The sequence below is a fragment of the Oxalobacter aliiformigenes genome (assembly GCF_027116575.1).
GTDB classification, from domain to species: Bacteria; Pseudomonadota; Gammaproteobacteria; order Burkholderiales; family Burkholderiaceae_D; genus Oxalobacter; species Oxalobacter aliiformigenes.
Genome location: NZ_CP098252.1, coordinates 137,758 through 151,325 on the forward strand (window position 1 = coordinate 137,758; position 13,568 = coordinate 151,325).

Annotated in this window: 11 protein-coding genes and 1 tRNA gene; 11 read left to right on the forward strand and 1 reads right to left on the reverse strand. The window is 47.7% G+C overall.

What is annotated here, in order from left to right:
* The first annotated feature begins 27 nt into the window (after positions 1–27).
* Positions 28–399, forward strand: a complete 372-nt coding sequence (locus NB647_RS00700; protein WP_269280866.1) for a histidine triad nucleotide-binding protein — start codon at positions 28–30, stop codon at positions 397–399.
* A 47-nt stretch (positions 400–446) separates the two neighbouring features.
* Here NB647_RS00700 and NB647_RS00705 read toward each other — a convergent pair whose 3' ends face one another.
* A complete protein-coding gene (locus tag NB647_RS00705; protein ID WP_269283635.1) occupies positions 447–1,607 on the reverse strand; it encodes a Do family serine endopeptidase in 1,161 nt (386 codons plus the stop codon).
* Between the two features lie 3 nt (positions 1,608–1,610).
* Between NB647_RS00705 and NB647_RS00710 the strand changes: the two genes are divergently transcribed.
* From NB647_RS00710 to NB647_RS00755, 10 genes are all read left to right on the forward strand, one after another.
* Complete coding sequence (locus tag NB647_RS00710) at positions 1,611–2,390, forward strand: Nif3-like dinuclear metal center hexameric protein (RefSeq protein ID WP_269283636.1); 780 nt, start codon at positions 1,611–1,613, stop codon at positions 2,388–2,390.
* 224 nt (positions 2,391–2,614) lie between these two features.
* Entirely contained in the window at positions 2,615–3,226 is a 612-nt protein-coding gene (locus NB647_RS00715) for a glutathione S-transferase N-terminal domain-containing protein (protein WP_269264638.1), read from the forward strand.
* A gap of 22 nt (positions 3,227–3,248) precedes the next feature.
* Positions 3,249–3,632 carry a ClpXP protease specificity-enhancing factor gene (locus tag NB647_RS00720; protein WP_269264639.1) on the forward strand — a complete coding sequence of 128 codons (384 nt, stop codon included), beginning with the start codon at positions 3,249–3,251 and terminating at the stop codon, positions 3,630–3,632.
* Between the two features lie 22 nt (positions 3,633–3,654).
* Positions 3,655–3,730 (forward strand) — tRNA-Thr (locus tag NB647_RS00725).
* 422 nt (positions 3,731–4,152) lie between these two features.
* Positions 4,153–5,664, forward strand: a complete 1,512-nt coding sequence (locus NB647_RS00730) for a succinate CoA transferase (protein WP_269280875.1) — start codon at positions 4,153–4,155, stop codon at positions 5,662–5,664.
* A 549-nt stretch (positions 5,665–6,213) separates the two neighbouring features.
* Complete coding sequence (kdpF, locus tag NB647_RS00735; RefSeq protein WP_269264641.1) at positions 6,214–6,306, forward strand: K(+)-transporting ATPase subunit F; 93 nt, start codon at positions 6,214–6,216, stop codon at positions 6,304–6,306.
* Positions 6,303–8,096 carry a potassium-transporting ATPase subunit KdpA gene (gene kdpA / locus NB647_RS00740; RefSeq protein WP_269283638.1) on the forward strand — a complete coding sequence of 598 codons (1,794 nt, stop codon included), beginning with the start codon at positions 6,303–6,305 and terminating at the stop codon, positions 8,094–8,096. The genes kdpF and kdpA overlap by 4 nt, the downstream gene beginning before the upstream one ends.
* 9 nt (positions 8,097–8,105) lie before the next feature.
* Positions 8,106–10,166: a potassium-transporting ATPase subunit KdpB gene (kdpB, locus tag NB647_RS00745; RefSeq protein ID WP_269283640.1), complete on the forward strand. Its 2,061-nt coding sequence runs from the start codon at positions 8,106–8,108 to the stop codon at positions 10,164–10,166.
* 15 nt (positions 10,167–10,181) lie between these two features.
* Positions 10,182–10,808 carry a potassium-transporting ATPase subunit KdpC gene (gene kdpC, locus NB647_RS00750; protein WP_269264642.1) on the forward strand — a complete coding sequence of 209 codons (627 nt, stop codon included), beginning with the start codon at positions 10,182–10,184 and terminating at the stop codon, positions 10,806–10,808.
* A gap of 47 nt (positions 10,809–10,855) precedes the next feature.
* Positions 10,856–13,558: a DUF4118 domain-containing protein gene (locus NB647_RS00755; protein WP_269283642.1), complete on the forward strand. Its 2,703-nt coding sequence runs from the start codon at positions 10,856–10,858 to the stop codon at positions 13,556–13,558.
* Positions 13,559–13,568: the final 10 nt, after the last annotated feature.

Here is a 13,568-nt window from a genome sequence, read left to right on the forward strand (position 1 = left end):
GATAGACTGAACCGGGGAGATCCGATAATGGAAGATTGTATTTTTTGCAAAATCGTAAAAAAAGAATTGCCATCAACGCTTGTTTTTGAAAACGAAAGGATCATGGTTTTCAAGGACATTCATCCGGCGGCTCCGGTTCACCTGCTGATTATTCCCAAAAAACACATTCCGACGCTATCGCATTGTAGCGAAGATGATGCTGCCTTATTGGGTGAAATGATGGCGTTGATACCCAAACTGGCCCGGGAAGAGGGAATCGCGGTATCCGGCACGGAAACAGGAACACCACAAGGCGGATTCAGGGTAGTGGTCAATACCGGACCTGACGGCAAGCAGGATGTCTATCACATGCACATCCATCTGATGGGCGGACCACGTCCATGGAAAACACCGAACTGATAGAATACTCACGCAAAAAGAGGCATACCATTCAGTATGCCTTTTTTTTACTGGCTCTGGTTCTCCAGTTTTTTCTTGGAAGGCCTTTTGCCGACGATAATCTCCAGCGGAAATTCCTTGCCCTCACGCAAGACGACAATCTTCGTTTTGCTGTCTGGCTTGAGCTTGGCAATCAGATTGAACATCTCAGATATGTTCGAAATGGTTTGTCCTTCTACGGAAACCAGAATATCGCCCGGCTTGACACCCGCTTTGTCCGCAGGACCGTTCTTGAGAACGGCAGCGATAATGACTCCTTCTTCTCTGCCAAGGGACAAATTTTCCGCCAGTTCGGGAGTGATATCTCTCGGTTCTACGCCAATCCATCCCCTGATGACCTGTCCCTTGCTGATAATCGCATCCATAACGGTCTTCACCGTAGAAACGGGAATGGCAAAACCGATACCCAGCGAGCCACCACTGCGTGAATAAATGGCGGAATTGATTCCCAGCAGATTCCCACTTGTATCAATCAACGCCCCTCCCGAATTGCCTGGATTGATTGCCGCATCCGTCTGTATAAAATTTTCATAAATATTGATACCCAGCTGGCTGCGCCCGAGCGCGGAGATTATGCCCATAGTAACAGTCTGCCCGACTCCGAACGGATTACCTATTGCCAGAACAACATCACCTACCCGGGCATTTTCAACATCGCCGAATGTGATTGCCGGCAAATCCGGCAAATTGATCTTGATAACGGCCAGATCCGTTTCCGGATCCGTCCCGACCAGTTTGGCCGCGGCCTTTCTTCCATCCTCAAATGCCACCTCGATCTGGTCAGCCGTCTCCACAACATGATTGTTCGTCAAAATATAACCATCATGAGTCGCCACGACTCCTGACCCCAGACTCATTTGCTTTTCGGTATCGTTAAAACGCTCACCAAAAAACCGCTTCAGGAAAGGATCATCCAGAAGCGGACTTTGAGGCTGCCGGATTTCCTTGGTCGTATAAATATTGACAACAGCAGGCATCGCCCGTGAAACCGCCTCACGATAGGAGGATTGAGCCGGGACTGCCTCGGCAACACCTTCCCGAACCTGTGTATCAGGCATCAGGGATTTTTTGTCCAGATCGAGCCATTCGGGCTTCAGGGTCACAACAACAAACCAGATCGCCAGACAAACTGTTATAGTTTGAGCAAACAACAGCCAAAGACGTCGCATGATATGAATAGGATAAAGAGTCAAAAAACAGTAGACAGAAACGAAGTCGTTAAATTTCTGGCAGATGAATTAAAAATTGCATTTATTCGTGATTATTGTCCAAATGGACTGCAAGTGGAAGGCCAATCCCGAATTTCATCCATTGTCAGTGGCGTAACAGCCAGTCTGGCACTCATTGAAGCGGCAATAGAATCCAAAGCCGATACCATTCTGGTCCATCACGGATATTTCTGGCGAAATGAAAATGCCTGTATAACCGGCCCCAAGCAAAAACGCATCAAGCTGCTTTTATCCCATGATATCAACCTGCTGGCGTATCACCTGCCACTCGACTGTCATCCCGTTCTCGGAAACAACAGTCAATTGGCCAAAGTGCTCGGTTTCACCACAACGGGCAGATTCGGCGAAAACGATCTGGGCTGGCTTGGCATGGTAACCGTTCCCGAACTGGTCACCGTTTCCGATCTGGCGGCATGGATCGGGAAAAAACTGGGCAGACCTCCCCTGATTATCGGCAAACCGGAACAAAAACTCGATACCATCGGATGGTGCAGTGGCGCTGCACAAGACCTGCTACCCGATGCCGTACAGGCAGGAGCGACAGTCTACCTGTCCGGCGAAATATCCGAACGTACTGTCCATGAAGCACGTGAATACGGCATAACGTATCTGGCTTGCGGGCATCACGCAACCGAGCAGTTCGGCATACAGGCCCTGGGCGATTGCCTCAGGAAAAAATTCGGCATTCACCACGAATATATTGATATCGACAATCCGGTTTGACGTCCCTTCTTTCTGCCGTCCCGGCCTGAAGACAGCTTCCTCTTTAAAACCGAATGGCACTCCTTTATAATACGCAGCCATATGCATTGCCGGTCTTGTCAATTTTTCCGGTTATCACGATCCCCGATACTTCGGCCACTTTATTTTCCTGATTAACCGGTCGGCAATGCAACCTGCGGCATCCATAATTTGATTATTTTCTTCTGCAATAAAGGAACAATATCATGATGGTTCTCTACTCTGGAACGACTTGTCCTTTCTCACAGCGCTGTCGTTTCGTGCTTTTCGAAAAGGGCATGGATTTCGAAATCAGAGATATCGACCTCTTTAACAAGCCAGAAGAAATATCTGCAATGAACCCGTACGGTCAGGTTCCCATTCTGGTCGAAAGAGAACTCATCCTCTATGAATCCAACATTATCAATGAATACATTGATGAACGGTTTCCGCATCCCCAGTTGATGCCGGCAGACCCTCTGATGCGTGCAAGAGCCCGGTTGATGCTGTTCAATTGCGAAAAAGAACTTTTCGTTCACGTCAACACACTCGAGAACGACAAGTCGGAAAATGCCGCGGCCAATCATGAAAAAGCCCGGACACAAATCAAGGAATATCTGACCGCCTTGTCCCCTTTGTTCCAGAAAAGCAAATACGTCCTGGGAGATGAGTTCTCGATGCTGGATGTTGCTCTGGCACCACTGTTATGGCGACTCGACTATTACGGTATCGAACTCTCCAAAACAGCGGCGCCGCTCATGAAATACGCAGAACGGGTTTTTTCCCGTCCAGCCTATATTGAAGCTTTGACTCCGCCGGAAAAAGTCATGCGTCGCTAATCATTCCAGCAGGATGAGGATTATGGCTGAAATCCCAACAAAACCTTATTTGCTTCGGGCAATTCATGAATGGTGTACCGACAATGGATATACCCCTTATATTGCTGTCAAAGTCGGAACCTTCGCACGGGTTCCTATGCAGTACGTTCGGGATGGCCAGATCGTTCTGGATATCAGTTATGACGCGACCAGCGGCCTGAACATGAGCAATACGGCCATCCAGTTCAAGGCAAGATTCGGGGGCATACCTCAGGATATCTATATTCCGGTAGAAAATATCGCTGCCATTTATGCAAGTGAAAACGGGCAGGGAATGGGTTTCGAACCTTCCGAACCCAAATCCGGTACAGAAACGGCACCGGTTGAAAAACCTGCAAAAAAACCTACCTTAACAAGAATAAAATAAGTTAGAATACTTTTTTTTCAGTGCCGGCTTAGCTCATCTGGTAGAGCACATGATTTGTAATCATGGGGTGGCGGGTTCAAGTCCTGCAGCCGGCACCATTTCCGGTTCACTACAATACGCATTTCGGTGCTATATATTGGTAGATGGTCTAAACAGTAAATCTTTTTATTTCCTGTGAGTTATTGATTTAAAAAAACCTTCTTGGAAAACAACCATGCAGTTTTACCATTTGTTACGGTAAAAAAATCACCGGCCGGAAGTGATTTTTTTACCGTAATGTTATGTGTTTTGACAATCCGGTGATATACTTCGGCGACTTCAGCTTCCGGAAATACCGATATCGCTGGGCGATTGATTATGCCGGAAGTTCAGATATTCGTCTTACCTGGATTGTTATTGCTGCTGAATTGCAAATTGATCAAAGACGGCAAGCCTTAAACAGCACCGGCTTTTTATAAGTAAACTTCGTCCTGAATAATCAGGGTTATACAAGGTAAATTTTTTATCTGAACGGGGTGTCATGAATATTGATGTTTTACAAAAACGTATTCGTCTGCCTGAATTAAGAAACAAGGTCACCAGTGCCGAAGCGGCAGCCGAACATGTCAAAGACGGAATGACCGTCGGCATGAGCGGTTTCACCCTGGCAGGGTGCGTTAAAAGTGTTCCTCATGCCATAGCGAAAAAAGCGGCCACCCATCCTCTAAAAATCTCGGTAATCACCGGTGCTTCCCTCGGAAACGATGTCGACAGCGCATTGACCAATGCGGGCGTCATGGCAAGGCGTTCGCCGTTTCAAACAGATCGTACATTACGCAACGCGATCAATCGTGGCGAAATTATGTATGTCGACAACCATTTGTCGGAAACTGGCGAGCAATTGCGAAGACAACAAGTCAAACCCGTTGATGTCGCCATTATTGAAGCGGTTTCCATTACGGAATCCGGTGAAATTGTCCCGACCGCTTCCGTGGGAAACAACGAAATATTCGCGGCACAGGCAAAAAAGGTCATCGTCGAGGTCAATCTGAGTTATTCGCTTGAAATGGAAGGAGCACATGATATTTATTGTGCAAGCCATTTCCCGAATGCCGCACCGATCGGCATCATGTCACCAAGAGACCGCGTCGGCAGCATCGGCATATCCGTTCCTCCGGAAAAGATCGTCGCCATTGTCATTACGGATGAAATGGATACACCTTCCCAGAATCTGCCTCCTGACGGGGAAACAGCCCAGATCGCGGGTCACCTGATAGATTTTTTCAAGAACGAAATCAAACATGGTCGCCTGACACAAAATCTGCGTCCCCTGCAATCCGGTATCGGTACTATTGCCAATGCCGTCATGTCCGGTCTCCAGACAGGTCCATTCAGCCATTTGACCATGTATTCGGAAGTATTGCAGGATTCGACGTTCGAGCTTATCGACGCAGGCATGATGGATTTCGCATCGGCAACAGCCATTACATTGTCCGACCAGAAAAGCCGCGAAGTATTCGGCAACTTCGGCCGATACAAGAAACATGTCGTGATACGTCCTCAACGAATTTCAAATCACCCTGAGGTCATTCAGCGTTTGGGAATCATTACCATCAATACGGCACTCGAAGCCGACATTTATGGACATGTCAACTCAACCCATGTCATGGGAACCCATATGATGAACGGTATCGGTGGCTCAGGCGATTTCACGCATAACGCCCATACTGCGATCTTCGTAACAAAATCTGTTGCGAAAGGAGGGGTCATTTCCAGTATCGTACCCATGGTTCCGCATGTCGACCACACCGAACATGACGTGGATATTCTCGTTACCGAAGTCGGCTTGGCCGATCTCAGAGGTCTCGCTCCACGCGAACGTGCTCAGACTATTATCAGCAACTGCGTCCAGGGGGAATACAAGGACATGCTGAAAGATTACGTCAGAGAAGCCAATCTGAGAGGTGGACAAACTCCGCATGTTCTCGAAAAGGCTCTTTCCTGGCATCAGCGTTTGCATGAAACCGGTTCCATGAAAGAAAAACCCAATTAACAGTATTGGTTTTCCGCAATTATTATTCCTAAATGGTCTTTTCAATACCCGATTAGCAGTTTAATCGGGTATTTTTTTATCGGATCTCTTGTCTGTATATCTTCAAAACCGGACCATACATCAAAACGGTTTCCCTGAAAGATCCGGTAATTTTTCATTTATTCCATACCCGTTAATTATACTGCGCAATTCATTCATTTCATGCGGCAAACCAACTGTTTTCTGACGCGGGTTCTTCCTATCGTTTTCGCAAATACAAATCTTTCATTCGGGCATTCATATCCACCAAACAGATCCGTCACACAGAGATTCCGGTACGTTATTTCTTCAATAACACGCATCAAGGCAGCCTGTGACTCGCACTGTTTCCGAACTGTCCTCACAATCTTCATTTAATCTCAATCCTCTTTCTTGATATTTTCTTAATACTGAAACAGTTTTTATTTTCAGTAAGTTGACTTTCTTTTTTCTAGGATACGAACTGAAAACAAATCGATACCGAATGGAATGCGTTTTTTCCATTCCATATCAAAACTACAGGAGAAAATCATGAACTGGTTACATATTCTGGCTGCCGTTCTGGCGATAGCGCTATTTGCCTATCTCGTCGCAGCCTTGCTCTATCCGGAGGATCTGTCATGACGAGTCAGGCTTGGTTCCTTCTCATTACTTTCGTTATTGTCCTTCTTGTACTCAGCTGGCCATTGGGCAGAATGATTGATGCTGTCATGAACGGACGATTCCGATGGGGAAAAATTGTCGAAAAACCCATTTACCGGCTTCTCGGAATTGACCCTGAAACAGAAACAGGCTGGCTTTCCTACTGCATTGGTCTGGTTCTGTTCAATGCATTGGGTGTTCTGTTCCTTTTTCTATTGCAATGTTTTCAGGCATACCTGCCATTCAATCCCCAGAACATGCCCAATATATCCGTTGATTCATCCCTGAATACAGCGGTCAGTTTCGTTACAAACACCAATTGGCAAGGATATGGTGGAGAAACAACCATGAGTTACCTGAGCCAGATGGCGGGATTGACTGTCCAGAATTTCCTGTCAGCTGCAACAGGCATCGTTGTTGTTATTGCCATGATCCGCGGTTTTTTCAGACGTTCTGCCCAAACAATTGGCAATGTTTGGGTTGATCTGACCAGAGCCACTCTCTGGATCTTGCTTCCGTTATCTGCCATATTCGCTTTGCTTTTAGCCAATGAAGGGGTCATTCAGAACCTGTCGCCCTACAAGGAAGTCCAAACCATTGAAACCCAGATCTGGCAAGAACCTGCCAAAGATCTGAACGGTGAAATCGTACTGGACAAGAATGGAGATCCTGTACTGGAAACCAAAACTTCAGATACCCAGGTTCTGGCCATGGGTCCGGTAGCGTCACAACTTTCCATCAAACTGCTGGGAACCAACGGAGGGGGTTTTTTCAACACCAATTCCGCCCATCCCTTTGAAAATCCGACTGCTTTTGCCAATCTGCTGGAAATGCTGTGCATTTTCCTGATTCCGGCAGCCTTGTGTTTTACATTCGGACGCATGGTCTCGGACAAAAGACAGGGTGTTGCCATTTTTTCGGCAATGCTGGCTATTTTCCTCGCTTTCACTATTGCAGTCACTCACTTTGAACAGGTGGGAAACCCTGATCTGGCAACATTAGGTGTTGACCAAACACAAACCATTGCCCAGGCTGGCGGTAACATGGAAGGAAAAGAAGTACGTCTTGGCATCGCAGCAAGCAGCCTGTTTGCATCCGTGACGACTTCTGCATCCTGTGGAGCAGTCAATTCCATGCATGATTCATATACCCCATTGGGTGGAGCTGTTCCGCTTATCCTGATGCAACTCGGAGAAGTTGTCTTCGGTGGTGTCGGAACCGGGTTATACAACATGTTGGTCTTTGCCATCATGGCTGTCTTTATCGCAGGCCTCATGATCGGCAGAACTCCGGAATATCTCGGCAAGAAAATCGAAGCATTCGATATGAAAATGGCTTCCATCGCCATCCTGATCACACCACTTGTCGTTTTGTTGGGTACTGCACTGGCCACCATGACCGAAGCAGGAAGAGCCGGCATACTCAATCCGGGCCCGCACGGTTTCTCTGAAATGCTTTATGCCTTCACTTCTGCCGCCAACAATAACGGAAGTGCATTCGCCGGACTTTCGGCCAACACACCTTTCTACAACTACGCTTTGGCAGCGGCCATGTGGATCGGACGTTTTGGGGGAATCATTCCGGTACTGGCCATTGCCGGTTCACTCGCAGCCAAAAAACGGATTGCGGTAACGGAGGGTACCTTGCCAACACATGGTCCGCTTTTTGTCGCTCTGCTTATCGGCACGGTTTTATTGATCGGCCTGTTGAATTACGTTCCCTCACTGGCATTGGGTCCGGTTATTGAACATCTGATGTTATGGGTACATTGAGGAATTATGATGGCAAACAAAACTTTACCTTTATTTGATTCTGCCCTGGTAGGGCCTGCCATAACAGACGCATTCCGGAAACTGAATCCCCGTACCCAGCTACGGAATCCGGTTATGCTCGTTGTTTATGTCGGCAGTATTTTCACGACATTATTGACTATTTTCCAGTTTAACGGTTTCACACTCGGCGTTACATTGTGGTTGTGGTTTACTGTCCTGTTCGCCAACTTTGCCGAAGCCCTTGCAGAAGGGCGAAGCAAGGCCCAGGCAGCCAGTTTGCGTAACCTGAAAAAGAAAATCTGGGCAAAACGCATCCTGGGACAATACATCCCGGGCACTCCCATGAATTCGCTGCAATATCAACTGATAGAAGCCGAATCGCTCAGAAAAAGCGACCTTGTTCTCATTCCTGCCGGTGACTTCATTCCGGCCGACGGCGAAATTCTGGAAGGTTCCGCTTCAGTCGACGAAAGTGCAATTACAGGAGAATCCGCACCGGTTATTCGTGAATCCGGTGGTGATTTTTCCGCGGTTACAGGTGGTACAAAAGTTCTATCTGATTGCCTTGTTGTACGCGTTACATCCAATCCTGGAGAAACTTTCGTTGACCGGATGATTGCCATGGTCGAAAGCGCCAAACGGCAAAAAACTCCTAATGAAATTGCGTTGACCATTTTGCTGGTTGCACTGACCATTGTTTTTCTTGGCGTCGTCGTCACTTTGTTGCCTTTCTCTCAGTTTTCAGCTGAGCAGACCGGAATGGGACACCCTGTCAGTCTGATTGTTCTGGTCGCACTATTGGTTTGCCTCATTCCGACAACGATTGCCGGTCTTCTTTCGGCTATCGGCGTTGCCGGCATGAGCCGTCTGATGCAAGCCAATGTCATTGCAACATCGGGTCGTGCCGTCGAAGCGGCCGGTGATGTCGATGTTCTTCTTCTGGACAAAACGGGAACAATTACATTAGGCAGCCGGCAAGCCAGCCAGTTTTTGCCTGTAACAGGGGTATCGGAAGAAAAACTGGCCAAGGCAGCATATCTCGCTTCTCTGGCAGACGAAACGCCGGAAGGACGTAGTATTGTCGTTCTGGCAAAAGAAAAATTCCGCCTTTCCGACGAAGAAGCAGAAAACGCCCAATTTGTCCCATTTACCGCACAGACCAGAATGAGCGGTGTTGACCTTGCCTCGAAAAAAAGTATCAGAAAAGGGGCCGCCGATGCCATACGTACTTATTCGGAGACACACGGTTACAAATTCCCCTATATGCTCCAGTCGCTGGTCGATGAAGTCGCTCTGTCTGGGAGTACGCCACTGGTTGTCGCCGAAAACGGAAAGCCATTGGGTGTCGTTGAATTGAAAGACATCGTCAAAAACGATATCAAGGAAAGGTTTGCCGAATTGCGGAAGATGGGTATCAAAACGGTTATGGTAACAGGCGATAACCGGCTGACCGCCGCGGCAATTGCGGCAGAAGCCGGCGTTGATGACTTTCTTGCCGAATCCACACCCGAAGCTAAACTGCAACTTATCCGCGATTATCAGGCAGAAGGCCGGCTTGTCGCCATGACCGGTGATGGAACAAATGACGCTCCGGCACTGGCTCAGGCCGACGTAGCAGTCGCCATGAACACCGGGACACAAGCCGCCAAGGAAGCCGGCAATATGGTCGATTTGGACAGCAATCCGACAAAACTGATCGAAATTGTTGAAACAGGCAAACAAATGCTTATCACTCGCGGTTCATTGACGACTTTCAGTATCGCAAACGATATTGCCAAATATTTTGCCATCGTTCCTGCCGCCTTTGTCGCGACTTATCCCCAGCTTGAAATGTTGAACGTCATGCAGTTATCCAGTCCTACGTCAGCTATTCTGAGTGCTGTTATCTTTAATGCACTGATCATTATCTGTCTGATTCCTCTGGCTTTACGCGGTGTTAAATACCGTCCCGTCGGTGCCGCTTCACTTTTGAGACGTAATTTGCTGATTTATGGACTTGGAGGTGTTATCGCTCCATTCATTGGCATTAAATTGATCGATATAGTACTGTCCCTTTTTGGGCTCGCATAAAAGGAGAAATCAATCATGAAGAACTTCAGTTTATCGTTTTTCTCTCGAAAATTACTGTATCCATCCGTCATTTTGCTTATTCTTATGACACTCCTGACCGGCCTGGCTTATCCGTTATTAATCACGGGTATCGCCCAAACCGTTTTTCCCGACAAGGCAAATGGAAGTCTGATCGGGCAGGATGGCAAATTCGTCGGTTCCCGACTGATTGGTCAGAATTTTTCCAAACCGGGTTATTTCTGGGGCCGGCCTTCTGCCACTTCACCGCGTCCTTACAACGCTGAGGCATCCAGCGGTTCCAACCTTGGTCCGACAAACCCCCAGCTGATTGACAACGTAAAAGAACGGATAGCACAGCTGAAAAAAGCAGATCCCGATAATAATCTTCCTGTTCCGGTCGATCTTGTTACCTCTTCAGGTAGTGGACTGGATCCTCATATCAGCAAGGCTTCTGCCCTTTATCAAATCAAACGAGTAGCACGAGCCAGACATATGACAGAAGAAGAGGTATCTGATCTGGTAACAAAATATACTATACCCATGCGTTTCCATTTTTTTGGTGAAGAAAAAGTCAATGTACTCGAACTGAACCTTGCCCTTGATAAAATGGAAGCGAATAATACTTATAATAAAGGAGTTTAAGCAGGCTTTTCAGAACTAATTGAAATGCCACTCGTCTGCCACAAATTATGAATGACAAACGTCCTAATCCCGACCTGCTGCTAAAGCAGGTCAATGCAGATGAAATTCAGGCAACAAGAGGGCACCTGAAAATTTTCTTCGGAGCCTCGGCCGGTGTCGGCAAAACTTATGCCATGCTAACAGCGGCACACGAAGCGCTGAAACAGGAAATCCCTCTTGTAATGGGCATCGTTGAAACGCACGGCCGAACGGAAACGGCTAGGCTGACCCGGGACCTTCCTCGTCTTGACTTGAAAAAAATCCCTTACCGTGGACGAGTACTAGACGAATTTGATCTCGATGCAGCATTATCGTTCGGAAAATCACATCCCAATGCTCTGATACTGGTGGACGAGCTGGCACATAGCAATGTACCGGGTTCACGACATCCGAAACGCTGGCAGGATGTCGAAGAACTGCTTCGTGCCGGAATTGATGTATGGACAACCATGAATGTCCAGCATCTTGAAAGTCTGAATGACATCGTCAGCCGTATTACCGGTATTTTGGTGCGCGAAACCGTACCGGACCGCATTTTCGATGAAGCGGAAGAAGTCATTGTCATCGACTTGCCTCCTGACGAATTGATACAGCGTCTCAAACAGGGAAAAATGTATCTCCCCGAACAGACGTTGCTGGCATCCAAGAATTTTTTCCGCAAGGGCAATCTTCTTGCCCTGCGGGAACTGACGCTCAGACGAACAGCGGATCGTATTGACGGAGAAATACAGGCGTACCGCCTGAGAAACGCCAGTACGACTGTCTGGCCCCACAGGGAATCTCTTCTGGCATGCATTACACCGGATGCCATAGGAGAAAAAGTCATACGAAGCAGTGCGCGTCTTGCTGCCCAGCTCGACGTGCCATGGCACGCCATTTATATCGAATCCCCTTCATCATTGCACGAGAACGATAACAACATCCGAGAAAAGGCTGTCCATCTCCTGAAACTCGCCAGCGATCTCGGTGCCACGGCCGTCACCCAGTCCGCATCTGACGTGGCATCCGGTTTGATACGTTATGCTAGGGATCACAATCTCTCACGACTTGTCCTTGGCAGGGCGCCGCGAAAATGGTACTGGCCATGGAAAAAATCTACAGCCCAGAAAATCGAAATGCAGGCTGACGACCTCGACATTTTGCAGGTTTCCGTCCCCCAGCAGGCCGTCTTTCATATTCCATTCCTGCGTATGCCGTCATTACCGACGAAAGCGGAATGGAAAGGTTATTTTGCAACACTGCTCATCTGTGCCATCACAACCCTGTTTGCTATCCCTTTCAAAGAAACACTTGAACTGACGAATATCGTCATGTTCTTTTTGCTGGCTGTTGCCTACATCGCTGTACGATATGGCCGTGGATCAGCCATTCTGGCTGCATTTGTCAATGTTTTTCTTTTCGACATCTGTTTCGTTCCTCCCAAATTCTCCATTGCTGTCAGCGATGCGCAATTTGCCATTACATTTGCAGTTATGCTGGTTGTGGCCCTGATTATCGGCCAGCTAACAGCCAATCTGAAAATGCAAAGTAACGCGGCTATAGAACGTGAAAGACGGGTACGCAGTCTTTATGAAATGTCGCGTGATCTATCTGCTGTACTTATGATTGAACAGATTGCCGATATTGCGGCCCGTTTTCTCCATACTGAATTCGGAGCAAAACAGGCCCTGTTCATTGCGGACGATAACGATCAATTGCAAAAAATGTCCAATGCTACTGCCAATCCCAATATCGCTCTTGTTCAATGGGCATACGAACATGGCCTGCCGGCCGGACTCGGTACCGACACCTTACCAACCAGTCCCTGCTTCGTTCTGCCATTAAAAGCGACCATGCGCTTAAGAGGAATACTGGCTATCGAACCCGGTGAGAAAACCGTTTTGGGACCGGAACAGCACAGACTGCTCGATATTTGTGCATCTCTTTTGGCGATATCCATCGAACGTATCCATTATCTGGATGTCGCTCAGAAAACGATGGTACAGGTCGAATCAGAACGCTTGCGAAACTCGCTTTTATCCGCCATTTCACACGATCTGAGAACACCACTGACGGCACTGGTCGGACTGGCGGATACGCTTCTGATGACAAAACCTGAAGTCAGTGCGGAACAAAAAGAATTGCTGGACGCCATGCGTCAATCCGCACTCCGCATGAATGACCTTGTCAGTAATTTGCTGGACATGGCCAAACTGGAAGCCGGCACGGTTCACCTGAACAAACAATGGCAACCACTGGAAGAAGTCGTGGGCAGTGCCTTATCCAGCTGCTCGGCCTTTCTCGACAAGAGACCGATTACGGTTCACCTTGACGGCGATCTGCCACTGGTCAATATTGATACTGTCCTGATTGAAAGAGTGCTAGTCAACATACTGGAAAACGCTTCCAAATATACTCCCCAATATTCCCCCATTGAAATCTCGGGGTACAGAAACGGAGATCAAATCACTTTAACAATTGATGACCATGGCCCGGGATTGCCCGCTGGACAGGAAAATATCATTTTCGAGAAATTCGAACGAGGTGAAAAAGAAAATGCCACTCCCGGTATCGGGTTGGGTCTCGCCATTTCCAAAGCAATCATGAAAGCGCATGAAGGGAAAATTTCCGGTGAATCCAGACCAGACGGTGGTGCACGGTTTACTTTGATATTTCCATTCCTTTCTCCTCCGGAAATGAAAGATGATTTCCCCATCAGAGAAGACTCTTGAATTATGGAGA

Coding starts and splice junctions, on each gene's coding strand:
- NB647_RS00730 (WP_269280875.1), top strand. CDS start 4,153: ATGAATATTGATGTTTTACAAAAACGTATTCGTCTGCCTGAATTAAGA.
- kdpA (WP_269283638.1), top strand. CDS start 6,303: ATGACGAGTCAGGCTTGGTTCCTTCTCATTACTTTCGTTATTGTCCTT.
- NB647_RS00705 (WP_269283635.1), bottom strand. CDS start 1,607: ATGCGACGTCTTTGGCTGTTGTTTGCTCAAACTATAACAGTTTGTCTG.
- NB647_RS00715 (WP_269264638.1), top strand. CDS start 2,615: ATGATGGTTCTCTACTCTGGAACGACTTGTCCTTTCTCACAGCGCTGT.
- NB647_RS00700 (WP_269280866.1), top strand. CDS start 28: ATGGAAGATTGTATTTTTTGCAAAATCGTAAAAAAAGAATTGCCATCA.
- NB647_RS00720 (WP_269264639.1), top strand. CDS start 3,249: ATGGCTGAAATCCCAACAAAACCTTATTTGCTTCGGGCAATTCATGAA.
- kdpB (WP_269283640.1), top strand. CDS start 8,106: ATGGCAAACAAAACTTTACCTTTATTTGATTCTGCCCTGGTAGGGCCT.
- NB647_RS00755 (WP_269283642.1), top strand. CDS start 10,856: ATGAATGACAAACGTCCTAATCCCGACCTGCTGCTAAAGCAGGTCAAT.
- NB647_RS00710 (WP_269283636.1), top strand. CDS start 1,611: ATGAATAGGATAAAGAGTCAAAAAACAGTAGACAGAAACGAAGTCGTT.
- kdpF (WP_269264641.1), top strand. CDS start 6,214: ATGAACTGGTTACATATTCTGGCTGCCGTTCTGGCGATAGCGCTATTT.
- kdpC (WP_269264642.1), top strand. CDS start 10,182: ATGAAGAACTTCAGTTTATCGTTTTTCTCTCGAAAATTACTGTATCCA.